The 26,000-nt window shown below is 46.0% G+C and carries 28 protein-coding genes; 16 read left to right on the top strand and 12 right to left on the bottom strand.

Translation table 11 applies throughout. From position 1 onward, the window contains the following. Window positions 1-127 precede the first annotated feature (127 nt). Window positions 128-3,124 carry a methyl-accepting chemotaxis protein gene (locus tag MPET_RS01660; protein ID WP_225353839.1) on the bottom strand — a complete coding sequence of 999 codons (2,997 nt, stop codon included), beginning with the start codon at window positions 3,122-3,124 and terminating at the stop codon, window positions 128-130. Between the two features lie 306 nt (window positions 3,125-3,430). Here MPET_RS01660 and MPET_RS01655 point away from each other — a divergent pair, with 306 nt between their 5' ends. Further along, a complete protein-coding gene (locus MPET_RS01655) occupies window positions 3,431-3,805 on the top strand; it encodes a tetratricopeptide repeat protein (protein WP_013328282.1) in 375 nt (124 codons plus the stop codon). A 5-nt stretch (window positions 3,806-3,810) separates the two neighbouring features. After that, entirely contained in the window at window positions 3,811-4,344 is a 534-nt protein-coding gene (locus MPET_RS01650; protein ID WP_013328281.1) for a hypothetical protein, read from the top strand. A gap of 33 nt (window positions 4,345-4,377) precedes the next feature. Here MPET_RS01650 and MPET_RS01645 read toward each other — a convergent pair whose 3' ends face one another. The 4 genes from MPET_RS01645 to MPET_RS01630 form a co-directional block, all read right to left on the bottom strand. Continuing rightward, window positions 4,378-7,566: a tetratricopeptide repeat protein gene (locus MPET_RS01645; protein ID WP_148222172.1), complete on the bottom strand. Its 3,189-nt coding sequence runs from the start codon at window positions 7,564-7,566 to the stop codon at window positions 4,378-4,380. Window positions 7,567-7,750: 184 nt separating this feature from the next. Further along, window positions 7,751-8,329: a flavodoxin family protein gene (locus MPET_RS01640; RefSeq protein WP_013328279.1), complete on the bottom strand. Its 579-nt coding sequence runs from the start codon at window positions 8,327-8,329 to the stop codon at window positions 7,751-7,753. A 22-nt stretch (window positions 8,330-8,351) separates the two neighbouring features. Continuing rightward, window positions 8,352-8,786, bottom strand: coding sequence for a GIY-YIG nuclease family protein (locus tag MPET_RS01635; protein ID WP_013328278.1), 435 nt, complete (start codon window positions 8,784-8,786; stop codon window positions 8,352-8,354). Between the two features lie 3 nt (window positions 8,787-8,789). Next, window positions 8,790-9,395: an MBL fold metallo-hydrolase gene (locus MPET_RS01630; protein WP_013328277.1), complete on the bottom strand. Its 606-nt coding sequence runs from the start codon at window positions 9,393-9,395 to the stop codon at window positions 8,790-8,792. Between the two features lie 39 nt (window positions 9,396-9,434). On the opposite strand from MPET_RS01630, the gene thiC reads away from it, so the two are divergent. Further along, window positions 9,435-10,703 (top strand): phosphomethylpyrimidine synthase ThiC, encoded by a 1,269-nt coding sequence (gene thiC / locus MPET_RS01625; RefSeq protein WP_013328276.1) that lies wholly within the window; start codon window positions 9,435-9,437, stop codon window positions 10,701-10,703. 6 nt (window positions 10,704-10,709) lie between these two features. On the opposite strand, the gene MPET_RS01620 is transcribed toward thiC, so the two are convergent. Further along, entirely contained in the window at window positions 10,710-11,099 is a 390-nt protein-coding gene (locus tag MPET_RS01620; RefSeq protein WP_013328275.1) for a 5-(carboxyamino)imidazole ribonucleotide mutase, read from the bottom strand. A 459-nt stretch (window positions 11,100-11,558) separates the two neighbouring features. On the opposite strand from MPET_RS01620, the gene MPET_RS01615 reads away from it, so the two are divergent. From MPET_RS01615 to MPET_RS01560, 12 genes are all read left to right on the top strand, one after another. Next, window positions 11,559-12,689: a pyridoxal-phosphate-dependent aminotransferase family protein gene (locus tag MPET_RS01615; protein WP_013328274.1), complete on the top strand. Its 1,131-nt coding sequence runs from the start codon at window positions 11,559-11,561 to the stop codon at window positions 12,687-12,689. A gap of 16 nt (window positions 12,690-12,705) precedes the next feature. Next, window positions 12,706-13,167, top strand: coding sequence for a riboflavin synthase (ribC, locus tag MPET_RS01610; protein ID WP_013328273.1), 462 nt, complete (start codon window positions 12,706-12,708; stop codon window positions 13,165-13,167). Between the two features lie 67 nt (window positions 13,168-13,234). Further along, entirely contained in the window at window positions 13,235-13,642 is a 408-nt protein-coding gene (ribH, locus tag MPET_RS01605) for a 6,7-dimethyl-8-ribityllumazine synthase (protein WP_013328272.1), read from the top strand. 25 nt (window positions 13,643-13,667) lie between these two features. Next, the gene (locus MPET_RS01600; RefSeq protein ID WP_013328271.1) at window positions 13,668-14,813 is read left to right on the top strand and encodes a pyridoxal phosphate-dependent aminotransferase; all 1,146 of its coding nucleotides are present in this window, start codon (window positions 13,668-13,670) and stop codon (window positions 14,811-14,813) included. A gap of 4 nt (window positions 14,814-14,817) precedes the next feature. Next, a complete protein-coding gene (locus tag MPET_RS01595; protein WP_013328270.1) occupies window positions 14,818-15,501 on the top strand; it encodes a small multi-drug export protein in 684 nt (227 codons plus the stop codon). 48 nt (window positions 15,502-15,549) lie between these two features. After that, entirely contained in the window at window positions 15,550-16,254 is a 705-nt protein-coding gene (locus MPET_RS01590) for a small multi-drug export protein (protein WP_013328269.1), read from the top strand. A gap of 5 nt (window positions 16,255-16,259) precedes the next feature. Then, window positions 16,260-16,670: an arsenate-mycothiol transferase ArsC gene (locus tag MPET_RS01585; protein WP_187287571.1), complete on the top strand. Its 411-nt coding sequence runs from the start codon at window positions 16,260-16,262 to the stop codon at window positions 16,668-16,670. Window positions 16,671-16,679: 9 nt separating this feature from the next. Beyond that, complete coding sequence (locus MPET_RS01580) at window positions 16,680-17,063, top strand: hypothetical protein (protein WP_013328267.1); 384 nt, start codon at window positions 16,680-16,682, stop codon at window positions 17,061-17,063. A gap of 108 nt (window positions 17,064-17,171) precedes the next feature. Further along, complete coding sequence (locus MPET_RS01575) at window positions 17,172-17,807, top strand: Yip1 family protein (RefSeq protein ID WP_013328266.1); 636 nt, start codon at window positions 17,172-17,174, stop codon at window positions 17,805-17,807. Window positions 17,808-17,818: 11 nt separating this feature from the next. Then, on the top strand, window positions 17,819-18,991 hold the full coding sequence (locus MPET_RS01570) for a COG1361 S-layer family protein (RefSeq protein ID WP_013328265.1): 1,173 nt from the start codon (window positions 17,819-17,821) through the stop codon (window positions 18,989-18,991). A 27-nt stretch (window positions 18,992-19,018) separates the two neighbouring features. Continuing rightward, entirely contained in the window at window positions 19,019-19,684 is a 666-nt protein-coding gene (locus MPET_RS01565; protein WP_013328264.1) for an ABC transporter ATP-binding protein, read from the top strand. After that, window positions 19,681-20,826, top strand: coding sequence for an ABC transporter permease (locus tag MPET_RS01560; protein ID WP_013328263.1), 1,146 nt, complete (start codon window positions 19,681-19,683; stop codon window positions 20,824-20,826). Before MPET_RS01565 ends, MPET_RS01560 begins: the two co-directional genes overlap by 4 nt. Before the next feature lie 6 nt (window positions 20,827-20,832). On the opposite strand, the gene MPET_RS01555 is transcribed toward MPET_RS01560, so the two are convergent. From MPET_RS01555 to MPET_RS01530, 6 genes are all read right to left on the bottom strand, one after another. Then, the gene (locus MPET_RS01555) at window positions 20,833-21,036 is read right to left on the bottom strand and encodes a hypothetical protein (RefSeq protein WP_013328262.1); all 204 of its coding nucleotides are present in this window, start codon (window positions 21,034-21,036) and stop codon (window positions 20,833-20,835) included. Then, window positions 21,033-21,665 carry a DUF2953 domain-containing protein gene (locus MPET_RS01550; RefSeq protein ID WP_013328261.1) on the bottom strand — a complete coding sequence of 211 codons (633 nt, stop codon included), beginning with the start codon at window positions 21,663-21,665 and terminating at the stop codon, window positions 21,033-21,035. Before MPET_RS01550 ends, MPET_RS01555 begins: the two co-directional genes overlap by 4 nt. Before the next feature lie 18 nt (window positions 21,666-21,683). After that, window positions 21,684-22,091, bottom strand: a complete 408-nt coding sequence (locus tag MPET_RS01545) for a GerW family sporulation protein (protein WP_013328260.1) — start codon at window positions 22,089-22,091, stop codon at window positions 21,684-21,686. Window positions 22,092-22,374: 283 nt separating this feature from the next. Next, window positions 22,375-22,770, bottom strand: a complete 396-nt coding sequence (locus MPET_RS01540; RefSeq protein ID WP_048130494.1) for a cache domain-containing protein — start codon at window positions 22,768-22,770, stop codon at window positions 22,375-22,377. Window positions 22,771-23,048: 278 nt separating this feature from the next. Then, on the bottom strand, window positions 23,049-23,288 hold the full coding sequence (locus tag MPET_RS14780; protein WP_083773161.1) for a hypothetical protein: 240 nt from the start codon (window positions 23,286-23,288) through the stop codon (window positions 23,049-23,051). After that, window positions 23,254-24,963 (bottom strand): DUF262 domain-containing protein, encoded by a 1,710-nt coding sequence (locus MPET_RS01530; protein WP_013328259.1) that lies wholly within the window; start codon window positions 24,961-24,963, stop codon window positions 23,254-23,256. Before MPET_RS01530 ends, MPET_RS14780 begins: the two co-directional genes overlap by 35 nt. Before the next feature lie 102 nt (window positions 24,964-25,065). Between MPET_RS01530 and MPET_RS01525 the strand changes: the two genes are divergently transcribed. Beyond that, window positions 25,066-25,905, top strand: coding sequence for a DNA-methyltransferase (locus tag MPET_RS01525; protein WP_013328258.1), 840 nt, complete (start codon window positions 25,066-25,068; stop codon window positions 25,903-25,905). Window positions 25,906-26,000 lie beyond the last annotated feature (95 nt).

The raw sequence follows: 26,000 nt of genomic DNA, 5'->3' as shown, positions 1-26,000 counted from the left end.
CTTTTTCTTACCTGATTTCCGGATCATTCCGGTTTTATTTTTAAAACAGAGAATCAAAATTCCATTTGCAGATGAATCATACGGGACAGAGCCCTTAAAACGCGGATTTTCGAAGAAAAAAGAGTTATTATATTTTAAATGCCTTCATATCGCCCTGGAGCTTCTGGGACATCTTGTTCACTTCATGGATTGCGCTTCCAATCTCCTCGGTCGATGCGCTTGCCTCCTCTGCAAGTGCTGCGAGCTCCTCGACCTCCCTGAGGTTATCCTTGGAAAGAAGGCTTCCTTCATCTGTTGCAGATACAACAATATTGGCAATATTCGCCTGGTCCTCGATCGCCTTTGCGATCTCGCTCATATCCATTGTGACCTTCTCAGAACCCTCTACAATTGTGTTTAAAGCTTTAATTGCGGCATCGACACTCTCGACACCGGAGACTACCTCGGTGCTGGCGGTCTGGATTGCGTCGGCGGTCCTTATACTGTTGTTCTGGATCTCACCGATGACTTTGTCGATATGCTCGGTGGCTTTCCTCGCATCTGCGGCAAGGTTCTTGACCTCTCCGGCTACAACTGCAAATCCACGCCCGTGCTCCCCGGCACGTGCGGCTTCGATTGCGGCATTTAGTGCAAGGAGATTGATCTGGCTCGTGATATCGGTAATCATCTTGACGATCTTGTTGATCTCCTTTATCTGGTCGTTGAGCTCCTTGATCTCCTCGGCGCTGCGGTTTGTAATCTCGACTACGGAAGCCATCTTGCGGTTTGCATCATTTCCGAGAACCTGTGCGTCGTTGCCCATCTTAGTTACCTCCTCGGAGTTCTTCAGGACGTCCTGCGAGGTTGCGGCGACCTCCTCGTTGGAAGCTGAAAGATCAGCAATCTGCTGCTGAATGGCTGTCATCTTGTCGAGCATCTCCCTGCTGATATCAGCACATTTCTGGCTTGTCATGGCAACATGTTCTGCCGCCTTCGCCACCTCATCAGAGCCCTTGCTGGCCTCGTTGGTTCCGACAAAGACATGATCTACTGCATTTATTACGTCGCTGATTACATTGGACGTATTCTGGCCGAGCAGGTTGATCGATTCCTTGAACTCTGCAAATTCTCCTTTGACAACAACTTTATCGTCGAAAAATTCGGTATAGTTGTTCTCGGCATATTCGCCTATAACCCTAATCGCCTCATGTATAGGTGCTGCTATTGAATCAATTGTCTTATTAAGCTCTTCGACAATATGCTTGAACTTCCCTTCATGTTTAGAGGCGTCCGAACGGACATTAAGCCTGCCGTTTATGGCTGCCTGTGCAAGCATCTTTGAATCTTCAACAAGGGATTCAACAGCTTCTTTTGCCTCTCCAAGCGATTTGTCGACACGGTTGAACATCCGCCGGGTTTCCGATGTGTACTCATTCGCTGCACCGGCATCGAGATTCATATCAAGGTTGCCTTTTGAAAGTTTTTCAAGGTTTTCAGATATCCTGTCAACTTCGCCGTTCATGTAATTGCTGATAGTGACCTCGGGCGTCATATCCTGGTAGATATAATAGTTGACATCGATCTCGCCTTTTTCATCGAGAATCGGGGTCTGGAACAGACGAAGATAAGATTTCTCTCCGTTTTCCCACGAGATCTCCATCTCGGTGACGGCCCGCCGTCTGCTCTCGAAAGAGCCGTAGAAATCGTCGCCGCCGGTGATGTTGATATTGAAGTCGTAGAGTTTCTTCGCCATCAGTTCGTCATATCCGCCGCGCCATACACGCTGGTACTCTTTATTGAGGTCAAGACGGTGCTTATCAGGTGCAAGAACTGTAATAGCCTGTGGATTTTCCTGCAGGAAGGCTTCGGCACGTCTCTGGAGTTTTGCAGTCTCGGCCATCTCCTGCTTTAATATTGTAATATCATTGTAAACCGTCATTACGGCGTCGACTCTTCCGCTTTCATCAAGAAGCGGTATATTGTATCTCTCAAGAACTTTAATCCCGGAGGGGAATTCCATCTCGGCTTCGCCATGGTTTGCCTTCTTCTCCTCAATTGTATCCCTTATGGATTTACCGCTCTGTTTGAGATATTTGAAGTCCGAAAGTTTCAGGTTTTCAGCTGCTGCATCTGAAAACCCGGATAATTTAAGAAACGCCTTATTGTATTTTCTGATAGTCAGATCGGTATTCCACAGGAGTATAGGCATCGGATTTTCGCTGACGATGGCGTTGGACTGCTCCTCTAAAGTCTTAATTTCGTTCAGCTTTTCGACCTGATCGGTGAGATCCTGATAGATATAATAATTGACATCGATCTCCCCTTTCTCGTCAATAATCGGAGTCTGGAAAAGACGGAGATAGGTCTTTTCTCCATTCTCCCACGAGATCTCCATATCGGATATCGCGGGTTTCTTAGTCTCGAAAGAGGCGTAGAAATCGTCGCCGCCGGTGATATTGATGTTGAAATCATACAGCTTCTTAGCCATAAGCTCGTCATAACCGCCACGCCAGATCCTTTCATACTCTTTGTTGAGGTCAAGACGGTGCTTGTCAGCAGCAAGAACCGTAATTCCCTGGGGATTTAACTGCAGGAAGGCTTCGGCACGCTTCTGGAGCTTTTGAATCTCAGCCATCTCCTCCCTCTGCGGTGTGAGATCCTGGTAGATGTAATAATTGACATCGATCTCACCCTTTTCGTCAAGAATAGGTGTCTGGAAAAGACGGAGATAGGTCTTTTCTCCATTCTCCCACGAGATCTCCATATCGGATATCGCGGGTTTCTTAGTCTCGAAAGAGGCGTAGAAATCGTCGCCGCCGGTGATCTCGATGTTGAAATCATACAGCTTCTTAGCCATAAGCTCGTCATAGCCGCCACGCCAGATCCTTTCATACTCTTTATTGAGATCAAGACGGTGCTTGTCACCTGCGAGGACTGCAATTCCCTGGGGGTTTAACTGCAGGAAGGCTTCGGCACGTTTCTGGAGCTTTTTGGCTTCCGCCGCATCCCCGAGCTTTTCCACAACACGATTGACCGTAGCCGCCAGATTTTTAAATTCATCAGAGACTTCGGATTCATTTACTCTTGCCAAGACGTCTCCATCAAGCGCCTTTTTAAGAATATTATTAATGGTATCTAAACTCATTTCCATCACACCAAATTTGACTATAATTTCAATATCGAATTCAAGCTTATTAAGTTTATATAATTGACATGCAAATCGAAAGTGGATTTTTTCCGTACGGTTTCATTTTTGAAATATTTTTTATCAAATGTAAAGTCAACGAGACAACAATATATAAAATAAGAGAATAAAATTTTTAATAACAGCCGGCTTTGAACAAACAGATGGGATTGTGGGGAAAAGATTAAGAGCTGTTATATACGTTTCGTACATAAAATTGGAAAGAACAGGAATATGGAATTATAAAATTCCCGGTGCTAAACATAAATGAAGGTCGGAGTTAGATACTGGTATAATAAGGGAATTGCTCTTCTGGAGGCGGAGCTGCCGGAGAAAGCTGTCGAATGTCTTGACAGGGCATTGCAAGAAGACCCGGAAAACGACACAATCATATTTAAAAAGGGAATTGCACTTTTTTATTCGGAGAGACTTGAAGAAGCCGCCGGGATCTTCGATGAAGCCCTCAGGAAGAACCCCGAAAACTATTCGGCTTTAAATAACAAAGGGATGATCCTGCTGCGATTAAACAGGATAGATGAAGCCGAAAACTGTTTCAGGAGTGCAAAAGAGATATCACGGAAAAGCGGGTGTGTTGATCTAAACTTCAGCCTGATAAAGAAAATTCATATTGGTGAGCGGTGAGGATTATGAGAATTGTTTTAACAGTTGATGAAGAACTTTGCCAAAAGATTGAAAAAACTGCAGCGAAAGAGGATTTGAGCAGAAACGAGTGGATAATCGAATCCATCTCAGGCCTGGTATCAGGGAACAATCGGGCGGATGCCGAACTTAAGGAACTGAAGTCCGCCCTCAACGGTAAAAATACAGAGAACAGCAGACTCAGGGAAGAGATTAAACTTCAGGTCGAACTGAGGGAAGCATATGCAAAACTCCTGGACGAGAAAAACAACAGGATCGACGATTTAAAGGAAGAAGTCGCAAGAATTGAAGTCCTGAGTGTTACTGCAACCGACCAGATCAACCAGGATAAAGACGACAGGATAAAAGACCTTACCAAAATGATCGAACACCTCCAGGGACAGGCTGCTGCCCACAGCCTTGCGCTCCAGTCTGCAATAAAAAGTATAGAAAAAGATGAAAAAGAGTCTGATGAACAGACCAAAGAAAATACAGGGCAGAAAGAATTGATAGAAAAACCAAAATGGATGTTTTGGAAGTAATTCAGCCGAGGAACCTGAACAGCGATATAAATATTATATTTTTCTCTTAATCTCCGCCATCCGTTTTGCCTTCTGCGCCTTTTCATGTGAAGGATTCATTTTAAGAACCCGATCAAAGCAATCAAGCGCTTCATTGAAATAACCGTTTTTGGCATAGATTATTCCTTTTGAAAAGACTGCATCGGAACAATCTTCAGTCAGTGTTTCTATCCTGCTGAAACATTTCAAAGATGCCCTGTAGTATCCCCTGCGGGCGAGTGCCACACCTTTCTTATAGAGATAATCCGGATCATCAAGCTGCTCCTTTGTCGGCGTCCTTGTATCAGGAATATTTACAGAATCGTATTCCGACGATTCCATAACCGGAGATGAGACAGAGCCAGTGCCGGCCTGCGTGAAATCCTCCTTTTCCATCTTGGATGCCCTCAGCTTAGGCTTCGCGTCCCCAGACCCGTAAATAATCGAAGACTCCGAAATCCTGTGAATTCTGTCAATCTCCCACTCGATAAATGAAGAAGCACTGATGCCCCTCATCAGCCATTCTTCTTCAAGAGACGGATCAAAATCGATGGATCTCTTATAGCACACCATCGCCGCCCTCCTGTCGCCAAGACGGAACAGAGCAGTGCCCATATTAATCAGGGCATCGGTATCATCAGGCTTTTTCCGGAGAACTTTTTCAAAGTCCGCCACCGAGTCTTCATACCTGCCGAGGGTATACAACGCAAGCGCCCTCGACATCACAAAACCTGACTCCCCCGGAACGAGACTGATCAGCCTGTCATAGTACGACAGGGACTCCCCGTATCTTCCGAGGTCGGAAAGAATTGATACAAGTTCGAGGAGGTATCCGACATTTTCAGGCTCCAGCTGCAGGGCGGAAACATACAAAACAACCGCATCATCCTTTCTGCCGGTTTTTGCAAGTGAGAATGCCTTGCCTGCGATAAGATCCGATCTCCCGGGACTCGTTACGATGAGGCCGTCATACAGGGGGATAGCTTCGGAATATCGCTCGAGTGAAACAAGACACTTAATCCGGCCGGATATAGCATAGGAATTCTCTGGATCTGCTATGAGAATCCTGTCGTACGCCGTCAGGGCCTGCCCGGGATGACCTGCATCTTCATATAAAGCGGCAAGTTTCCGGAGTACATCCGTATCCATGGGGTTTATCTCAAGAACACTGTTATAGGCCTCAACTGCTTCAGCCGGATTACCGGATGCTGCAAGAATTTCCGCTCTTCCCTTTAATGCCCCAAGGATATTTCCGCCTGCATCTATTGCACGCTCATATGAAGACAATGCTTCTCCGCTCATTCCCAGGGCCAGATAAGCATCTCCCTGCCCTGAAAACACTTCGCTTCCTTCAAATCCCGAATCGATGAGCCTGTTGTAATAACCGAGTGCATCTTTAAAGCGTCCCGTTTCAAGCAGGAGAATTGCAACTTCAAGGAGTGTATCCGAATCGGATGGATCGAGCCGGATCGCTTCTTTAAACGAGTCTATCGCCTCATCATACTCCCCCATGACTTTCAGGACCAGGCCGCGTGAATGATGCACCGCAGCATTCCCGGGCTTTATTTCGATGAGAAGATCATAACATTCAAGCGCTTCTTCAGGCCTTTTTTCTCTCATCAGGAGCAGCGCTTTGGATGCAACCGCCCTGGTGCATCCTGCATCAAGAGAGATCGCCTGATCGTAATCCATAAGTGCCTCCCCGAAGTCCCCGCTCTTCTCGCTGAGCCATCCCTTTTCGAACCAGAGATGAGAATCTTCAGGATTCTTTTTGATATATGAATCCAGAAGCTCCGCAGCATCATAATAATTCTCACTTTCCTTGTAAAGACGGTAAAGAGAGAGAACCGCAGTCATATTGTCAGGATCCAGTTCAAGCGCCCTTTCATATGACTCGATTGCATCAGTTAAGTGTTCGGCCATGGCGCAGATATCGCCCCTCATGATCCAAAGGTCGGCAGATCCCGATTTTTCCAGAACGGATCCGCCGAGAAGATTCATTGCATCTTCATATTTGCCTTCAGAGACCAGCTCCTTTGCTTCAACAAGCAATGTATCGACGGCCGATTCTTCGACAAGGTCTTCAAGATCGGAAAATTCGTCATTGACCTCGAATCCTGACGACAGTTCTCCAGGGAATTCCTCATCTTCAATATCGGTCAACGAGCCCGAATCTGGAATTTCAGCGGCGGCTATATCAGGGAAATCGTCCTCTTCCAGAACAATACTTCCCTCAAATCCTTCAATTTCCGGGAAACTCCCGGCAGATAAAGAAACATCGGGCTCCCCGTCGCCCGGCGAAAGATCCGGCTCTACACCTGTCAGTTCCTCAAATTCAGGAATGTCCTCACCGGAATCCGGAAGAAGATCCAAATCCATCTCATCCAGATCGTCGAAGGAGATTGAATCTTCAACGGGCGAAACCCCGGAAGAGATCGTTTCACCCGATTCCGGAACAGCTTCTTCAGGTTTGGAGAGAATGTCAAGATCCATGTCGTCCAGATTATCGAAGGAGACCGGCTCGTCAAATACAGGAGCTTCAGAAGAGATGTTTTCACCGGCTTCGGGAACAGCTTCCTCCGAATCCGGAAGAAGATCCAGATCCATATCGTCAAGATCGTCGAAGGAGACAGATTCGTCAGGAGATGGAACTTCTCCTGAGACGGTTTCATCGAACCCGACGATCTCTTCATGGGATTCCGGAATAAGATCGAGATCCATATCGTCGAGATCGTCAAAGGATACTTCTTCCTCCTGCACGGGGGGGGCGTCAATCTTAAGTTCTCCAGAATCCTGGACGAGATCCTCCGTTAATGTCCCGGGAACCGGTTCCTCCTCTATAAGATCCGCGATTTTTTCGTTGAAATCCGCATCTTCATCCATTCCTTCGAATGAAAGAGACCCAAACTCCGAAGGGACATCAGGAGATTCCACAGAAAAAAAACCATCTGACGGATGATGAAATTTGGAATACGATCTCATTGAAGGTGCAGAGAACCTGTTTATCCCTTCAATAAATTCCTCCGGACTGATCTCCGAGGGTTCGCATATCTCCATGTCTCCCTCTTCAAGAAGATGTGCATAATCCATCAGTTTTTCTATCTCGGCCGCAGCCGCAGGAATAAACTTCTGTTCATCAGGCAGCCTGACCGAAAGCCTGTTGGTATCGTAATCGACATAAAGGACCCGGTATTTGCTGAACACCCCTTCAAACCGGTTTTTTTCCACATTGTTAAAAGATATTGTAAATTCGGCAGGGATGATGCAATCATCCTCAGAAGTAATATATCTCCCTATTGTAAGCCTCGGCACAACTTCAACCCCATAGGACGGAGACTCCTTTTCCGTCCTGTATCATATAAAAGTATCAGAATCCGAATTCTTATGTCTATTGCTTCCTCTTACCGTCACGATGAGTTCTGCTCACCATTTTCAGTATGTTTTCAGCCACTTCGATCGATTTCGCCATAGCGCTTTCATCCTTGCGGACATCTCCTGCGGCAGCCCCCTTGCCGGCTACATATCCGATATAACCGAACTCATGCGTATTGACAAAGCCTTCAAGTGTCGAAAGTGTCCTTTCGCCGCCCCTGTCTGCGCAGACCGAGATCACAACCGCATATTTTCCTGCAAGTTTTCTGTCATGGAAGAGCGAATAGGTCCTGTCGATGAAGTTTTTCGTCTGCCCGTTGACATCGTAATAATAAGTCGGAGAACCGAGAATCAGGATATCACATTCCATCAGTTTTTCTGCGATATCGTCCCAGTCATCATCAAGAACACACCATTTGGTCTCCCTGCACTTGTCGCATCCTATACACGGCGATATTTTTTTTCCGGCAAGGGAGATATATTCGGTATTGAACTCATCACAACCTTCGGCTTCGATATAATCCACTACCCTCTTAACAAGTATCGAAGTGTTGCCCTCTGGCCTCATACTCCCGGAAATCCCAAGCACTTTCATAATGAGATTAGTCTATTCGAAGTTATTTGATTTTTTTCATATGGACAGGGAGATTCAGGGCTTCAAAGGCGGACCGGACTTCATCCTCCGGATTGTCGTCCCTGTGAAAAAAGTGCGACCCGCACCTGCAGTCCGAGCAACCGAATCCCGGAACATTTTCCCCCCCTAAAAGCCCCGCAAGGATACATTCAAGCCGCTCTGCGGTTTTACCACAGAAAACGGATTCCAGTTCAAAATAAGCGGAAGTGAGCAGGTAATCTACATGCCAGCGTGGTTTTTTGTTCTTTTCCACAGAAAGGGATACATGCCGTCTTACTCTTGAAAATCCGGCCTGCCCGAGGGCTGAACCTACATAAATATGCCATCCCGGAGAAAATTCCACATCCCCGAGACTTCCAATTCCAAGAGTTGTCCCGGGGTTCCGGAACACAAGACAGTAGATCCCTTTTTCATTCATGATTCAGAAATAACCCGTATTCAGTGCCCGGAGTGCAGCAAGAATGTGCCGTCTTCCGTTTGAAAAAGCAGGAGTTCCATGACCGGGACACAACCCCTCGACATCGAGCTCCGAGAGCTTTTTAACAGAATTACTGAGCTGCTCCAGGCTCCCGCCGGGAAAATCAAACCTCCCGAAGGCTCCGTCGGCAAATACTGTGTCGCCCGAGAAGAGGACCATCTCTTCGGCGTCATAAAGGCATATCCCCCCGGGGGTATGACCGGGAGTATGAATTACCTTAAGACCCCCGATCTCATCACCCTCGGAAAGGATAACATCAGGTCCGATATCAGGCCCTCTCTCACCAAACATGGTAGAGAGGCTTCTTGAAGGCTCGGTGATTCCGGGCGCGTCAAGTTCGTGTATGCAGATCTCCGGGTTTCCGCACATATCCCTGATCTCCCGGAGATGCGCAATATGATCATAATGGCAGTGCGTTAAGACAATCGTCCCGATATCATCACGGTAGGGCTCAACAGCCGTCGGGGTCGCCCCAGTATCGATAAGGACCGAACCGTACACATAGGAATTCGAGAAATATCCGGTTCCGGGGATCCATTCTACAGGCATGTAATGATTGTTTAAGTTATCAGGGACAAAAGTATATCCATGCAAACCCTCGCACGGGAATGTAAATCCGGTATCCCGGAGATCGTCCGAAAGACTGCAGAATCGCAGAATATCGAACCCGAAAGGCTTGCCCGCTCCATAGCTGCAGGAAAAGCGGTTATCCCGGCAAACCGCATAAGAGAGCACAAGCTATGTGCAATCGGGGAAGGGTGCACGGTAAAGGTAAATGTCAATATCGGAACGTCAGGCATAAGGTGCGACCCCGGGCTTGAGATTGAAAAGGCGAAGTGCGCAATCTCCGAGGGCGCAGATGCAATAATGGATCTCTCGACAGGCGGCGACCTTGAGGAGATGAGGAAGAAGATCCTCGATCTTGACATTACCGTTGGCACTGTACCGGTTTACGAGGCGGTCCGCCGTGCGGGAAGCGCCCCGGACCTGGACTCCGATACATTGTTCAACGTGATAAGGGATCACTGCAAACAGGGAGTAGACTTCCTGACGCTACACTGCGGTGTAAACAGGCAGGCGCTTGATGCCTTAAAGAAGGACCCGCGTGTGATGGGCGTGGTCTCAAGGGGGGGTGCTTTTCATATAGCGATGATGACCGCATCCGGCGAGGAGAACCCGCTCTTTGCAGAGTATGACTATCTGGTCGAGATGCTGGCCGAATACGATGTAGTGATCTCCCTCGGCGACGGGATGAGGCCGGGTGCGATGGTCGATGCCGTAAAAAGAGCAAAAGCAGTAGAATATCTCACTCTTGGAGACCTTGCACAGAGAGCACATGAAGCAGGAGTCCAGAGAATGATCGAGGGGCCCGGCCATATCCCGATCGACCAGATCGAATACAATGTAAGGATGATCAAGGAGCTGACCGCAGGAGCTCCGCTATACCTGCTCGGACCGCTGGTAACGGACATCGTTCCGGGCTACGACCATGTCTCAGGTGCAATCGGGGGTGCGATCGCTGCAATGAACGGTGCCGACTTCCTTTGCATGGTCTCGCCGTCAGAGCACCTGGCGCTCCCGTCCGTAGAGGATATCAGGGAGGGAACCCGTGTCGCAAAACTTGCCGCCCATGTAGGAGACACGATCCGCCCCGGTATCAACTGGTTCGGAACAGGCGAAGAAGAGATGGCGTATGCGAGGAGAGATCTCGACTGGAAGAAGCAGTTCTCGCTTGCAATGTTCGGGGAGCATGCAAAACAGATCCATGAAAGAGACGGGGAAACAGATACATGCTCGATGTGCGGCGATCTCTGCGCAGTAAAAATAGTAAGGGAAAGTCTTTACAAAGACTCCTGATCTTATCTATTTCTTCAATTTTAGAATTCTCAGGGCAAGATGCGCTGCATTTGCCCCGTTGTCTATCCCTACACATGCAACAGGGACACCTTTGGGCATCTGGGCGATTGAAAGAAGTGCATCGAGACCACCGAGGGTTCCGGATACCGGGACGCCGATAACCGGCTTGTCGGTCCTCGACGCAACAACTCCCGGAAGTGCCGCCGAAAGGCCGGCTATGCAGATGAATACCTCTGCATCCGACCCGGCAATGTATTTTTCAAGTTCGACCGGATTTCTGTGAGCCGAAAGCACCTGAATATCGTATTTCGTATTGTTCTCATCGAGTACAGCCTTTACCTTCTCCACTATATGCGAATCGGAGGCCGAACCGGATATTATAGCCACACCTGACATATGCTGAATTATTGGTACCGCATTGAATAATTCTTTTTGGAGAGCATAATATTGCAGGAAAAAGGCAAATTATTGTATTGTGGAGAGACTTTTTCGGACCTTTGATGAAATATTATTCGAATGGCAGATATTTTATGAAATTATATTCTTAATGGTGGTTATAAAAATAATAAATTTTCACCCGTCGAGATAATTAAAAATCCTTTTTAAGTGAAACTCAGACATATTAAATGCCCCTTTTTCAGGGGCAGTGAGGAGAACAAATGTTTGACTGGATATTATTCATAAAAGTACTCGCACAAATTCTTCAGATTATCGCCGATAACTTCTCAGGAGTAATTGGTTAATCATTTTCTATTTTTTTAAGTCCGGTTTTATTTATCGTTTCAAATCTGGATGATCCGGTTGTAACCCGCAACCTAAATTGCCTTTGGCGTTTAAATATTCTTACTGATTTCTATGCAGGATGAAATATTACTGATGATGCCGGGGCCCGTCCCTATGCCGCAGCGTGTACGGATGGCGATGGCTCGCCAGGCAATTAACCACAGGGGCCCTGAATTCGGGGAATGCCTTAATGACATCAACAGGATGCTAAAACCGATGTTCGGGACGAAAAACGACTGCCTGATACTTTCCGGCTCGGGAACAGCCGGAATGGAGGCAGCTGTTGCAAACTTCTGTGCAAAAAAGAAGATTGCATGCCTCGTCAACGGAAAGTTCGGAGAAAGGCTTTACGATATAGGAAAGATTTACGCCAGCGAAGCCGTTGAGCTCTCGTCCGAATGGGGAACCCCTCTTCCGCTTGAGAGACTTGAGGAAGAGCTTGAGAACGGCGTTGAAGCAGTAACTCTCGTCCACAACGAGACCTCCGCCGCAATAAAGAATCCTGCCGAAGCAGTGGGAAAGCTCTGCAAAAAGCATGACGCTCTCTTCATAATGGACGGAATAACCTCGATCGGAGGTGACGAGGTTCTTGCAGACAAGTGGGGTGCGGATGTAGCAATAGTAGGGTCCCAGAAGTGCCTTGCAGCACCTGCGGGCCTGTCCGCAGTATCGGTTTCCGATAAGGCATGGGAGAACATTGCCGAATGGAGACCCTACTATCTCGATCTCAAGAAATACAAAAAGAGCGCCGAAAAGAATGAAACGCCATATACGCCTGCTGTACCGCTGTTTTTCGCACTGCGCGAGGCATGCAGGATCGTAGAAGAGGAAGGGCTTGAAAAAAGGATTGCACGACACAGGAACCTCGCCGATGCGGTGAGGGCCGCTGCGGCTGCATGGGAACTCGATCTCTACCCGACTGTAGACGAACTGCATACATACTCAAACACTGCAACCGCAATCTGCTATCCCGAAGGCATAAAGGACAGTGAATTCAGGGGGCTTGTCAAGAAAGAGGGAATAGAATTTTCCGGTGGACAGGATCGCCTGAAGGGCAAAATATTCCGCATAGGCACGATGGGCGCCACAGGGGTGCCTGAGGTTCTCGCAGTCATCGGTGCCGCGGAGAAGGCACTAAGGCAGCTCGGGTACGAACGCGGTACATGCGGTGTAAAGGCAGCAGCAAAAGTGCTTAATGCCTGAGGAGTGAACTTCTGGTATGAAAGTAGGGGTTGCGGACACCACCTTTGCAAGGGTGGATATGGGTGCAGAGGCCATCGACGAACTCCGCAGGCATGCAAGCGTGGCGATCGAGCGCTATACGGTCCCCGGAGTTAAAGACCTCCCGGTTGCATCCAAGATCCTTCTCGAAGAGAGAAAATGCGACATTGTCATCGCACTCGGGATGCCCGGGGGAAAGGAGAAGGACAGGATGTGTGCCCACGAGGCCTCGCAGGGCCTGATAAGAGCGCAACTTATGACAAATAAGCATATCATCGAGGTCTTTGTTCACGAGGACGAAGCTGAAAACGACAGCGAACTCGCCTGGCTCGCAAAGAGGCGTGCACGCGAGCATGCCGAAAATGCCGTCCTTCTCATCCAGCATCCCGAAAGGCTCGTAAAACAGGCAGGAACCGGGCAGAGACAGGGCTTCGAGGATGCCGGCCCGGCCCGCCAGTAAAACACGAAAACGATAATAGAGTACCCGGATAAAACGGATAATTAAGATTTCAAAACAGGAGATAAAAATGACAGTAAAACTTGGATTTGTTGTTGCGGAGTTCAACCGTGACCTGACCTATATGATGGAGATCGAGGGAGAGGAGCACGCAAAGTTCCTCGGTGCGGAAGTTACCGAGAGAATCTACGTCCCCGGAGCATACGACATGCCCCTTGCAATCAAAAAGATGCTCAAAGAGAACAAGGTGGATGCAGTAGTTACGATCGGATGCGTTATCGAGGGTGCAACCCAGCACGACGAGATCGTAGTCCAGCATGCCGCAAGGAAGATCATCGACCTCTCGCTCGAGTTCGACAAGCCCGTGACACTCGGAATCTCAGGTCCGGGAATGACAAGGCTCGAAGCGACCGAGCGTATCGATTACGCAAAGAGAGCAGTCGAATCAGCAATAAAACTTGTAAAAAGGCTGAAATAATCATTCCCGAGAGGGTTTTTCACCAATGAGGCCGCTTTCAGAAAAAATCAGCAGCATACCCCCTTCCGCCACGATAGAAATTACCGATCGCGCCAGGAGGATGAAGTCAGAGGGTATCGACGTCATCTCCCTTTCCATAGGAGAACCGGATTTTGAGACGCCAAAGCATATCACCGACGCCTGTATAAATGCCCTAAGGGAGGGCAAGACCCACTACGAGGCAAGCCAGGGAACTCTGGAGCTTCGTGAGGCGATATCGGAGAAACTCAGGAAAGACAACGGGGTTGATGTCGATGCCTCGGGGATCGTCGTCGCCTGCGGTGCCAAGAACAATATCTACGAGGCGATGGAGGCCTGCCTCAATCCCGGAGACGAGGTAATCATCATAGACCCGTCATGGGTCTCATATGAACCTGCCGTAAGAATTGCAGGCGGAACTCCCGTTCATCACAGCCTCAACGGGAAGGACTTCCAGATCGATGACTCCCTGCTTGAAAAGGTCACGGGGAAGACGAAGATGATCGTCCTCAATACCCCTTCTAATCCGACAGGTTCGGTTCTCTCGAAGGAATCGCTCTCGATTGTTGCTGATATCTGCAGGGACAACGATATAATCGCCTTATCCGACGAGATCTACGAGAAGCTCATTTACGATAAGGAACACCTCTCGATCGGCGCCATGAACGATATGGCAGAGAGGACAATCACGATAAACGGCTTTTCGAAGGCATATGCAATGACCGGCTGGAGGATCGGTTATGCAGCCGCCTCACCGGAGATCGCGAAGGCGATGACAAAGGTCCAGCAGCATACGATCAGCCACCCGGCGACGTTCGCCATGTGGGGCGCCCTTGCGGCATTGAAAGGCGATCAGTCGTGTATCAAGGATATGAGAGTCGAGTTCGACAGAAGACGCAGGTATGTATGCGGAGAACTTGAATCGATGGGCTTTAAGACCGCTCCTGCCGACGGGGCATTCTATGCCTTCGTAAATATAAACGGCGACGATATGGAGAGAGGCGAGAGGTGGCTTGAAGAGGCGCACCTGGCCGCCACTCCCGGAACGGCCTTCAATGCACCGGGCTGGATCAGGATATCTTATGCAGCAAAAATGGATACATTAAAAGAGGCAATGCGCCGTATAAGGGAATTCGAAGACAGGCGGGACTGACAGGATGACCGACCTGATCTCCCCCGAAGTCCCGGAAATAAAAGATCCTTTTATCAAACGATTACTTTTTCTGACGCTTCCGTTCATTGTAATCGGAATCTACATATTTCTCCTGTACATAATCCTGACACCGGAAAAATTCGAGATTATTCTCGGCCTGATGGCGATCAACCTCATCCCCCCTGCCGGAAAGGAGAGCGTAATCCCTCTTGGAATTGCAGCGGGGATACCCTGGTATATCATAGGAACTACAACTGCCATGATGGACGTTGCAGCAGCACTCTTCATGATCCTCAACTTCGATCTTGCACTTAAGATCCCGATACTCGGGAAGTGGATCTATGGATTCATGCACAAAGGGAGCGCTTTTTTCTTGAAATACAAGTGGCTGGAAGGCCTATCCATATTCGGACTGATGATCTTCGTTATGGTTCCCTTCCAGGGATCAGGTGGTATAGGCGGAACCTTACTGGGAAGAATTATGGGCCTTCCGCCGCTGCAGCTCTTCATCGGAATTGCAGCAGGCTCTTTCCTGGGCTCTTATATCCTTGCAATTGGATTCGAGTTTGCAACATCCGTCCTTGCAATAAACCCGCTCTACCTTGCTCTTGTAATAGTCGCGCTGGTGATCATAGCAACCGCTACAAATTACTTTTATAAAAAGATGAAAAACAGCAGGGAAAGCTGAATTACGGGATAATGTTTTATTTGCAATCGAACCATTATTTCTAACCGGATGGAAGCTGAATACACAAATTCAGAGATAAGGATTCTGAATGCAGGGAAAATAGTCCTTAACCTTGCCCTTCCTTTTGCAATCCTCGGATTTTATATCCTCATACTCTGGATGCTGCTTCCATATTCCCTGTTCTTGTCCATGCTGACTCTTATGTTCATCTATTTCGTTCCCCCGGCAGGAAAGGAGAGCGTGATTCCCATCGGAATCGCACTGGGCATACCATGGTGGACAGTTGCGTTCTCGATCGCCATGATGGATATCCTCTCGACTCTGTTCATGGTCCTGAACTTCGATCTCGTACTAAAGATTCCGATTGCCGGAACAAAATGGATGAAAACTTTCATGGAGCATGGCGAATCTTTCTTCAGGAAACACAGATGGCTTGAAAAACTCTCGACCCTCGGACTGGCGATATTTGTAATGATTCCTATGCAGGGCACCGGAGGAATTGCAACGCCCATAGTCGGCAGGATGATCGGAATTCCGCCACTGCAGATTATTCTCGCGGTAATTGCGGGTGCTCTTTCCGGTTGTTTCCTGATCGCCCTCGGATCGGAATTCCTGAAAGACCTGCTGGTATATAACCTGAGCCTCGGCATAATCGTAATAATCGCGATTGCTGTGTGCGCTGCAGCAGCATGGTTCCTCTGGAAGAGAAAACAGAACCGGCTGAAGGAGAGAAAACCGGTCCATAGGATATGAGGATAGTGAACGAAAACAGATCGGTCCTTTTCATATGCACCCACAACTCTGTGAGATCCTTTATGGCCGAATACATAGGAAGATCGAAATACCCGGATATCGTCTTCAGGAGTGCAGGGATCTATCCTCTCGAACCTGATCCTGCAGCTGGTGCCGTTCTTAAAGAGGAAGGCATAGATACCGGGGACCACAGGCCGTCGACAATAGGATCCTACTCTGGAGATTGCTTCGATCTTATAGTGTTCATGTGCCCCCATGCAATGAGGAACGCATACTCGCTGCCAAAATCGAAGGAGATCCTGTTGCACGAAATAAGTGTTCCTGCCGGAGGGACAGGCAATCTCTCGGGGTTCAGGGAGCTGAGAGACAGCCTCAAAGTCTTTATTGATGAGATTGCCGAAACTATAAGGATCTGAAGTGATTTTATGAAGGAGATCTTAGTTCTGTGGTCGCATGCCGATGACCCGGCAATTCCCCCTCTTGTATGCCCCGACACCTGCAGGACCGTAAAGGAAGTTGTTATCGATTTCCAAAACGCCCGGGGAACCGATAAATGCAGGATTACATTTTCTGAAGAGATCTTAAAGGGCAAAAAAGGTAACGACAGTTCACTTACAATCGACGGATTGCCTCTCGAAGAACTTGTTCCCCTGCCGGACCCCTCAAAGTACTGCGGCATGGCATGTGAGGGATGCGGAACCGGAAAGAAAGGTGAGGAACGATCATGCAGCAGGATTTACGAGCAAATCCCTGAATCCGTCCTAAGGCTGGCACTTTCAAAAGCCCTTGAAAAAAGGATAACAGGATAACACCTGCGAAACAGATTCCGTACCTGATGATCCCTGTATAGTTTCCTTTTCATAATTTTCACCCGGCAAGGTAATGTTATATACTTCTAACATTTTATATAATAACACATGATTTCGGTAAAAGAAATATTGATTACCCCGGGGCATTTCTTTGAGAAGAAATGCAGGGAGGAGGCGTCCCTGAAGGTGCCCGTACTGATAGTGCTGATTACGGCAGTTATCAGCGGAATATCTGCATATATAGTCTCGGGAAAGACCATTGAGGCCATGGGGTCAGGCCTGGAAGGATATGCATTCATCGCTTCGCTATTCGGTTTCGCCGTCGCTTTCATCGGGATGTTTATCTCATGGGCAATATGGGCTTTAGCATTCCTGGTAATGATCTATATCCTGAAAGGAACGGCCACATTTAAACAGCTTGCAGAAGTTGCCGGGTACGGCTTTATTCCACAAATATTCGGGGGAATTATCACCACGGCCATAATGATGACATCAATCCAGAACCTTGTAATCCCGGCAACTTCCAACATGCAGGAGATTGAGGTTGCCATGAAGGCATTTACAACCTCAGCACCAATGATGGCTGCATCCTTTGTAAGCATAATATTTACAATATGGTCTGCGAATATCTGGTTATTCGGGATCAAAGAATCCTCAGGTCTGGAATTCAAAAAGGCCGCAATATGTGTTGGCGTGCCGCTTGTGATATTCATAATTCTCAGCCTGAGTTCATTCGTCATGTGAGGTAGAAAAACATGAAATCAGGAATTATAATTTTGTTAATACTGACGGCATTTCTTGCGACGGCAGCATCGGCGGCTTCAACATCTACGAATGATGCCGCCTCATATATCGAGATTACGTCATATGAGGTCAGTCCTTCGGTCTTCATGAAGGGAGACACCGGAACAATTCAGGTTACTATAAAGAATACAGGAACTTCAAGCGTCGAGATCCAAAGTGCAGACCTTTTCTCAAAAGATCTTACTCTCGTAAATGAAGAATCTTATTCAACCGTAGGAACGGTCGGGCCAGGTACAAGCAGGGACTTTACCTTCACCATTAAGGCCGATGCGTCCGACGGCATATATTACCCGAGATTCTACATCAACTTTGCAGGGGGAGGCAGTATGAGCGGCCTGATTCCTGTCAAGGTCGAGAGCACACCACTGGAGATATCAATAATAGATATTCCCGATGAATTCGGAAAAGACGTCAAGGACCCGGTGACCGTGCTTGTCGGAAACCCGAGGGAGAATGCAGTAAACGGTGTCGTGGTGAAGCCTGAAAGCGACACTGCATCGTTTATACAGAACAGCTACTTCATCGGAGAACTCCAGTCTGACGGAAGCCAGCAGGTTGAATTCGAGGTCATCCCCTTGGAATCGGGGAAGATCGTATTCAACGTTGAATACAGGAACGGGATCAACCTTCATACAACAGAGCAGGTGCTTACCTACACGATCGGCGAAGGCAAGATGGATGCCGAGATAGTAGTAAACAATGTCGAGGTGTCCTCCGGAAGCAGTTACTACACCGTGACAGGTGATGTTACAAATGCAGGCCTTAAAAATGCAAAATCGGTGATCGTTACATCTTCTGATCCCGCTGTTCCGACAGACCCCAACCGCCTTTATGTAGTCGGTGAACTCGAGCCTGACGATTTCTCAAGCTTCGAAGTCACGTTTACGGCTGAAAACACAAAAGAAATTCCTCTGAGCATAATATACAAGGATGAAGACGGAAACAGCTACGAAGAGAAGGTGACGGTCTCTCTCGGGGCGTCATACTCCCAGTCATCAGGGCAGTCGTCACAGGATTCCTCAGGTGACGGGTTCCCCGTCGGCCTTGTTATACTGGTCATCATAATTGCTGCAGGAGTAGGCGGAGCGATCCTGTATTCGTGGAAGAAAGAAGGCAGGTTATAATCACCCCAATTTATTTTTGGAACAGCCATGCATGTAATACAACTTGAAGGGGTCTCCAGGATCTACCGCATGACTTTCGGGGATGTGGTGGCGCTCAATAATGTCTCTCTTTCTATCGAAGAGGGAGACTTTATTGCAATAATGGGACCGTCAGGTTCTGGCAAATCCACGCTCCTCAATATGATAGGCTCCCTGGATGTCCCTACGAAAGGCAGGTTATACATCAACGGGACTGATGTCAGCAGGCTCTCCGACGATCAGCTTACAGATCTCAGGCGGGACACGATTGGGTTCATCTTCCAGCAGTTCAACCTGATTCCCCTCCTTACCGTAAGGGAGAACGTCGAGTACCCGTATATTCTCAAATACCGAAAAAAGGACACAGAAGGCAGGTGCGACGAGCTTATCCGGCAGATGGGACTTACCGAGAGCCTGAGCCACCACAAGCCCAACGAACTTTCGGGCGGGCAGCAACAGAGGGTTGCAATTGCACGTGCACTTGTTAACGACCCGAAGATCCTGCTATGCGACGAACCCACCGGCAATCTTGATTCAAAGACCGGACTGCAGGTAATGGAGCTGTTAAAGAGTCTCAACGAGCAGGGCAAGACCATTATCATGGTAACGCATGACAACCACATAGCCGAATATTCAAAGAGAATTATTACAATCGCGGACGGTGAAATACAGTGAGCACACCGATATTTTTCGAGTTTGCGAAGAGAAGCGTGAGGCTTCACTGGCTGAGATCGCTCCTCGCCGTCATCGGTATTGTCATTGGTGTTGCCGCAATCGCGTCCATGGGAATGCTTGGAAACAGCCTTACGCTGTCGATATCCGATTCACTCTCGGATGTCGGAGATTCCGTAGTCGTCTACTCTCACGGGGGCTCAGTTGTTGACGACAAGATCACGAAGAGGATGCTTAAGGATATCGTCAGGGCGGCCGGTTCGAACGATGTGATTCCTGTCTATAATACGGCCGACGAGATCGAGGCAGGGGGAGAAGAAGGTTTCGTCACCGTCTACGCTTTTGAAACGCAGGACATTCCGGTGATTCTCGATCTCGAGGAAGGCCAGTACCTGAAGAGTTCTGCCGGAGCGCTTGCGGGCAGCAGAATTGCCGAAGAATACGACCTGAAGGTAGGCAGCCGTGTCAAACTCGGTGACGATAACCTGAGGATTGTAGGAATACTAAAAGAGAGAGGAATGGGATTCGATATCAATCCCGATTCCGCCCTCGTCGTAACCGACAAATTCTTTTCATCGACATACGACCAGGAGGATTATGACTTCGTCGTAGTCAAAATGAGAAACCTGGACGATATCGAAGATGTAAAGGATTCAATAGACGCAAAGATGAACAAAAAGGATGACGTGGTAGATATCTTCGATACAAAAGCGATCCTTGAGGCGATCTCCAGCGCATTCAGCCAGATCTCGATGTTCACGACGGCGATAGGCGGAATATCCCTTGTAGTTGCCGGAGTCTCGATATTCAATATCCAGATGATGTCCGTAACCGAGAGGATAAAGGAGATCGGAATCATCAGGAGCATAGGGACCAAGAAGAGCGAGGTCCTGAAGATGTTCCTCTACGAAGCATTCCTCCTCGGTCTTTTCGGTGCGATTGTCGGGGCATTCTTCAGTTTTGTAGCCGGCTTTGTGGTGTTGATGGTAATGCTGAACAGTACTACGTACCTCTTCGAACCTTCGACCCTGGTATACATCCCGTATGGAATGCTGTTCGGGATCGGTACAAGTCTAATCTCGGGATTCTATCCTGCATGGAAAGCGGCAAACCTGAACCCGATCGAGGCGCTGAGATTCGAATAAAAGAAATTAACGGATCTGAAGAGGGAGCTCTTCCCTCTTCAGGTCAAAACTGTATGTCCCGGATTCAGTCTCCACTATTATCGATATCGGGCATACAGATAAAACGAATCCACCGGGATATGCAAAGGCTGATATATCGGCCGCCGATGAAATTTTTACACCTCCTGCTGTTACCTTTCCGGAGGTGATTTTCTCTTTTACGATCTTCATGCGGCAGGAACACCCCCGGCGATATCCACTTTATTTCTCTCTTTCTTCTCACCCGATATTCTGAAGATCCTGATCGCCGGGGCTATTATCCTGTAAAATCTGCCGATCCTGAAACCGGCTTCGATATCGCACTCCAGCGCCTCGGTCTCAAAAACCGGAAGAACATTCAGTTTGAAGCGATCAGAACAGCTTAATACACCTTTCAGGGCGGATACAAGACCAAACAGCATCCCTGTCCCGGCAGGATCGCCAAGGCCGACCCTTGCATTCACCCTGAGATAATCGAAACTTATCTCTCTTAAGATTACAGCAGCCTCGTCGAGCAAAGGCTTTATTTTTCCGGGATCAAACGGCTGTTTATCCTTCTCCGTCTCTTCGGGGGAGGTTCCCTCTTTTCCCATGGAAAACTCCTTAAGCCTGAATGAAAAGAGATAGAACGTCGCAATGCCGCTGGCAGATACCTTCACCGATACACGGAGAAATCCCCATCTTATCCATGTCAGAAAAAGATCGCTACGGTTCGATCTCAATCTTCCGGAGATCTTTACGGGCAGAACCAGGATATGCACAGCTAAAACGACTAAAATTATTCCTATAATCAATGCTGCGGCTAAAAGAAAAGAGAACATTCAGTCTACCGAAAAAAGTTATTTTCCTTTTTTCGTTTCTTCCTTTTTGACCTCTTCTTTTCCCTCTTCTTCTTTCTTGTTCATCATTTCGACGACTTTCGGGATGATCTCCTCCCCGATGGCATTTATCGCCTCGGTAACAGGGCCGGGCTTTTTCACCGGAACGACCCTCACACCCTCGATTCCTTCGGTGTTCTTATCGATTACGACAAGTGCTATCGGGGATATTCCGCCCCCTGCACCGGCTCCTCCGCTTTGTCCGGTCTTGTCGCTTCCTCCGAATCCGGCTCCGAAACCGAACCCGTACGCGAATACCGGGATTATCGTGCAGCCGTTAATCTCAACAGGGTCGCCGAGGGTGCTTCCCTCGTGGATGAGCCTGTCCACTTCTTTTAACGTTTTTTCAAACAGTTCTTCTGAAGACATATTTCCTGCTCCTTTTGTAACACAACAGCTTTCGGGAAAATAAAGGTAACTGATATTGAATATATATTCGTATGTAGAGAGGAGCTTATATCTCCTTTATCACCACTACACGCCATTCTTTGTCAAGACAGCAGAATACCTGCTTTTGAACCTCATCGGCAGAACCTGTCGCTTTGAAAGTTTAATTATATGTACCCGAGAGGTTCGACGAGTAAGTCTCCGTAAATGAAATCAGCGAGAGATATGCCTCGTAAGCCGGATTTCCGAACGTTTCATTTCCGATCTATTTGGGGCCCTCGTCATAAAGAATAAACCCGTCAGGCTGTGCCGCCATAACGGAGTAGCCGTACTTCGATTTTATATCCTCTGCATAGGGCTCGATCAGCTCTGCGGGAGTGAAAGCGGATGAGAAGATTCCTGCATATTCACCATCCTCCGAATATACGGGATATTCGAGAAGTGTCCCCATAACACCTTCATCCAGAAGCATATAATCCAACATTACCGGCGAACGGGTTGCAAGAGCCTCCTGTACAATATCCTGGTACGAGAGATCTGCACCGATAAGATCGCTGTATGATTCAGACATTATTGCAACGACCTGCCCTCCGGGACTGATGAAGGCAGCCGAGTCGATCCACAAAGGTCTCTCTTGTGCATCCCCGAGGACCCCGTCCACCTGCGATCGATATCTGCGAGAGCCCGGGATGTTTCACCTGCAAGTGCAAGCGTGTCCGACAGGGACGAATTAACTCCCGATTTCAGGTAATGCAATGCTTCGCGGCATCGTCCCCTTCTGCAGGCCCTGCAGTTGAGACATTATCAGTACCAGTACAGACAGGAAAATGAAAAACAGAATACCAGCAATACTGCAATGAACCCGATATTCGGGAAAACGCCCATGAAATTCATATGGAATAAAAGTACTCACCTGAAAAAAATAGTTTTGGATTTTACTTATTCAGGCTTCCGGAATACCGCGATCCTGTTCGTATTCGTACCTTTCTTCCGGTTCTCTATGCCCCAGATATTGGATGTCTTCGTAAAGTGCTGTTCGTTTATCACGACACCTGCGCATTCGAATCCTGCATTAACTCCCAGCGGAACAACATGCTCGTCAAGGCAGACTTTTCCGTTCCGGACAAAAAATAGTAAAATAAATCTATAACTTCCAAATATCCAATGCCAAATTCGCAAAATTTGCGCTCCTTTCATTAATAATCGTTTCATTCCAACAAGCTTTTTCTTTTAACTCTTCATTAATTTTCATATGAGAATTAAAATAATATTCATCACGCTTTTTTGGAAAAATATAATTACTTGCTCCTTTATTCATTTTTAAATCCAAAAGAGTCATATTACCAATTTTATAAACATATTTTTCAGAATTTTCAATTAAATGTGAATTTTGATTTTTTAGATATTCAATCCATTCATTATCAGGATTTTTTGGGAAAATATGCTCTAAAGTTAAACTTTTAAAATCCAAATTTTCAGGATAATCCTTGATTTTCAATTCAATCTGTTCTAATAAATACTTTGCAAGTTTAGGAATTCTAAATTCTTTTTCAATAAAATTACCCTTAAATTCTTCATTATTAGGAAATATATCTTTTAATTGTTGAGATATTTGATTTGCATATTTAATATCACCAGTCCTCAATTTCTTAGTAATTATTTTGAATACTCTATCCTGTGCGTTATTAGCCAAATTACAAATAGTCCTATATCTAAATGTGAAATTTATTAAAACCTTGATTACCTTTTTAAATTCTTTGTTATTTCCAGAAAAATGATATCGACTACTCATTAATATTGGCATACATTGAGTGATACCTAATATGTTCAAATCTTCAAGTAACTCCACAGTATCATCATCGTTCCAATATGAAATACTTGGATTTAATAAATTAGAATATACAATTGCCTCTTTTTTTAAGTCAGTGACAAAATTAAGTACCTTTACATTTTTTTTCTCAATTAATTCATGTAGTTTTGAAAATAGCTTTTTTTCCGTTGTGTCTTCATATTTATATAACCAATAATGAAGTAAAAATGGTCGAATTTTTTCATCCAAACTTAATGCAATTTCATTCCAGATACCTACAATTTCATCTCTAGTATCCTGTGAAGATTTCCTGATTAAATAATTTTTAAAAAGATCGGATACCGAAAGATCAAGGCCACGATCATTTATTGTTTCAAAAATAAGGTAAGCTTCTTCTTCAGAAACGACTAATGTCTCAATTAATATTAAATTCCCGCGAATTGTTTTGGTAATATTGTTGAGATATTTCTGAGTTCTTTCTAAATCCAAATTCTCAATATTATCTAATATTCTTTTTTCAAAATAAAAATATGCATCCTTAATTTTTTTATTGGTTTTTTCTAATTTACCAAAATTTTGTTCATAATCTTTAAACTTAGATTCGCTACTTTCATCTGAAAATTTCTGGATGCAATTATAAAAAAAATCTTTGTTTCTAAGATTTAGTTCTAATTTTTTTGTCTCTTCTTCACCTTCAAATTCTTTTAAGATATAATTTTGATTTATCCTTATTGCACCACTATTATCCATTCCCTTTTTTGACAACAAATCCCTAATTACAGCTAACAAAATAGTAATTGTTGCTAATCTCTGCTGACCATCAATTACGATATATTCTTTTTTATTACCAGATATCTGAAATATCATTGAACCTAGGAAATGGCTATTTGTTTCAACGGATTCGTTCAAATCTTCCCACATTTTATCTAATTGTTCGACTTCCCAAGAGTAATCACGTTGATATGGAGGAACAACATATTTGATATCATTTAATAAAATATCAGAAATCCCGGTTTTTCTGCTTGTAAAATTTTCATCAACCATATTATTCAAAATAAAGACGATAGCATTAATAATCCTTTTCCCGATCCATAAATAATTAAAAAGGAAAGTTCTACTAAATGAGATACCAATTAATACTAAAGGATGAAGAAAAATAACATCAATGAAAACTCTGAATATGCCGAATTAAACGTTATTTATAATGTTGATTGTTTGAAAGGCATGAAAAAAATTCCAGATAATTTCATCGATATCATTGTAACATCTCCACCCTATAATATTGGAATAAAATACAATACGCACAACGATAACCAACCTCTTGATAGTTATTTAAATTGGATGAACTTAATTTCAAAAGAATTTAAGCGTATTTTAAAAGATGATGGATCCATTTTTTTAAACATAGGTGGGAAACCAAGTGATCTTTGGATTCCTTTCGATGTTTTGAATGAATTCAGGAGCGATTTCAAATTACAAAACATTATTCATTGGATAAAATCTATTGCAATCGAAAAAAAAGACGTTGGAAATTATGACTGCTTAAGAAAAGATATGGCTGTTGGTCATTATAAACCTGTAAATAGTAAAAGATTTTTAAGCCAATGTCATGAACACATTTTCCATTTAACAAAAAACTGTGACATAAACCTTGATAAATTAAGTATTGGAGTAAAATATCAAGATAAATCAAATATCGGCAGATGGAAATCCGCAAATTCAGATAAAAGAGAAAGAGGAAATGTTTGGTTTATTCCTTATGAAACTATTCTTTCTTCAAGGCCTCATCCAACATCCTTTCCTGTGCGTCTTCCAGAGATGTGCATTAAATTACATGGTTTTGATGAAAAGACTGTTGTAATGGACCCTTTTATGGGAATTGGAAGTACTGCACTTGCATGTAAAAAATTAGAAACTAATTATGTTGGATTTGAAATTGATAAAGAATATTATAAATTTGCATTGGAAAGATTAGCCAAATATTGATAATTGAAATATTCATACCAGACCATCCAATTTCCACCCGGATCACTCCCGGTTACCGCATATAACCGGGACGATCTGCATCATATATATGCCCG

The organism is Methanolacinia petrolearia DSM 11571 (genome assembly GCF_000147875.1).
GTDB lineage: Archaea > Halobacteriota > Methanomicrobia > Methanomicrobiales > Methanomicrobiaceae > Methanolacinia > Methanolacinia petrolearia.
The sequence above is the reverse complement of the archived record's forward strand: the minus strand, read 5'-3'. Positions and strand labels throughout refer to the sequence as shown.

Excerpts from the sequence above, each read along its gene's own strand:
- MPET_RS01555 (WP_013328262.1), bottom strand. The coding sequence starts at position 21,036 with ATGAAGATCGTAAAAGAGAAAATCACCTCCGGAAAGGTAACAGCAGGA.
- MPET_RS01620 (WP_013328275.1), bottom strand. The coding sequence starts at position 11,099 with ATGTCAGGTGTGGCTATAATATCCGGTTCGGCCTCCGATTCGCATATA.
- MPET_RS01630 (WP_013328277.1), bottom strand. The coding sequence starts at position 9,395 with ATGCCTGTAGAATGGATCCCCGGAACCGGATATTTCTCGAATTCCTAT.
- MPET_RS01590 (WP_013328269.1), top strand. The coding sequence starts at position 15,550 with ATGGAAGCTGAATACACAAATTCAGAGATAAGGATTCTGAATGCAGGG.
- MPET_RS01655 (WP_013328282.1), top strand. The coding sequence starts at position 3,431 with ATGAAGGTCGGAGTTAGATACTGGTATAATAAGGGAATTGCTCTTCTG.
- MPET_RS01575 (WP_013328266.1), top strand. The coding sequence starts at position 17,172 with ATGATTTCGGTAAAAGAAATATTGATTACCCCGGGGCATTTCTTTGAG.
- MPET_RS01615 (WP_013328274.1), top strand. The coding sequence starts at position 11,559 with ATGCAGGATGAAATATTACTGATGATGCCGGGGCCCGTCCCTATGCCG.
- thiC (WP_013328276.1), top strand. The coding sequence starts at position 9,435 with ATGCAAACCCTCGCACGGGAATGTAAATCCGGTATCCCGGAGATCGTC.
- MPET_RS01545 (WP_013328260.1), bottom strand. The coding sequence starts at position 22,091 with ATGTCTTCAGAAGAACTGTTTGAAAAAACGTTAAAAGAAGTGGACAGG.
- MPET_RS01595 (WP_013328270.1), top strand. The coding sequence starts at position 14,818 with ATGACCGACCTGATCTCCCCCGAAGTCCCGGAAATAAAAGATCCTTTT.
- ribH (WP_013328272.1), top strand. The coding sequence starts at position 13,235 with ATGACAGTAAAACTTGGATTTGTTGTTGCGGAGTTCAACCGTGACCTG.
- MPET_RS01570 (WP_013328265.1), top strand. The coding sequence starts at position 17,819 with ATGAAATCAGGAATTATAATTTTGTTAATACTGACGGCATTTCTTGCG.
- MPET_RS01530 (WP_013328259.1), bottom strand. The coding sequence starts at position 24,963 with ATGGTTGATGAAAATTTTACAAGCAGAAAAACCGGGATTTCTGATATT.
- MPET_RS01580 (WP_013328267.1), top strand. The coding sequence starts at position 16,680 with ATGAAGGAGATCTTAGTTCTGTGGTCGCATGCCGATGACCCGGCAATT.
- ribC (WP_013328273.1), top strand. The coding sequence starts at position 12,706 with ATGAAAGTAGGGGTTGCGGACACCACCTTTGCAAGGGTGGATATGGGT.
- MPET_RS01600 (WP_013328271.1), top strand. The coding sequence starts at position 13,668 with ATGAGGCCGCTTTCAGAAAAAATCAGCAGCATACCCCCTTCCGCCACG.
- MPET_RS01565 (WP_013328264.1), top strand. The coding sequence starts at position 19,019 with ATGCATGTAATACAACTTGAAGGGGTCTCCAGGATCTACCGCATGACT.
- MPET_RS01525 (WP_013328258.1), top strand. The coding sequence starts at position 25,066 with ATGAAGAAAAATAACATCAATGAAAACTCTGAATATGCCGAATTAAAC.
- MPET_RS01660 (WP_225353839.1), bottom strand. The coding sequence starts at position 3,124 with ATGAGTTTAGATACCATTAATAATATTCTTAAAAAGGCGCTTGATGGA.
- MPET_RS01550 (WP_013328261.1), bottom strand. The coding sequence starts at position 21,665 with ATGTTCTCTTTTCTTTTAGCCGCAGCATTGATTATAGGAATAATTTTA.
- MPET_RS01650 (WP_013328281.1), top strand. The coding sequence starts at position 3,811 with ATGAGAATTGTTTTAACAGTTGATGAAGAACTTTGCCAAAAGATTGAA.
- MPET_RS01635 (WP_013328278.1), bottom strand. The coding sequence starts at position 8,786 with ATGAATGAAAAAGGGATCTACTGTCTTGTGTTCCGGAACCCCGGGACA.
- MPET_RS01640 (WP_013328279.1), bottom strand. The coding sequence starts at position 8,329 with ATGAAAGTGCTTGGGATTTCCGGGAGTATGAGGCCAGAGGGCAACACT.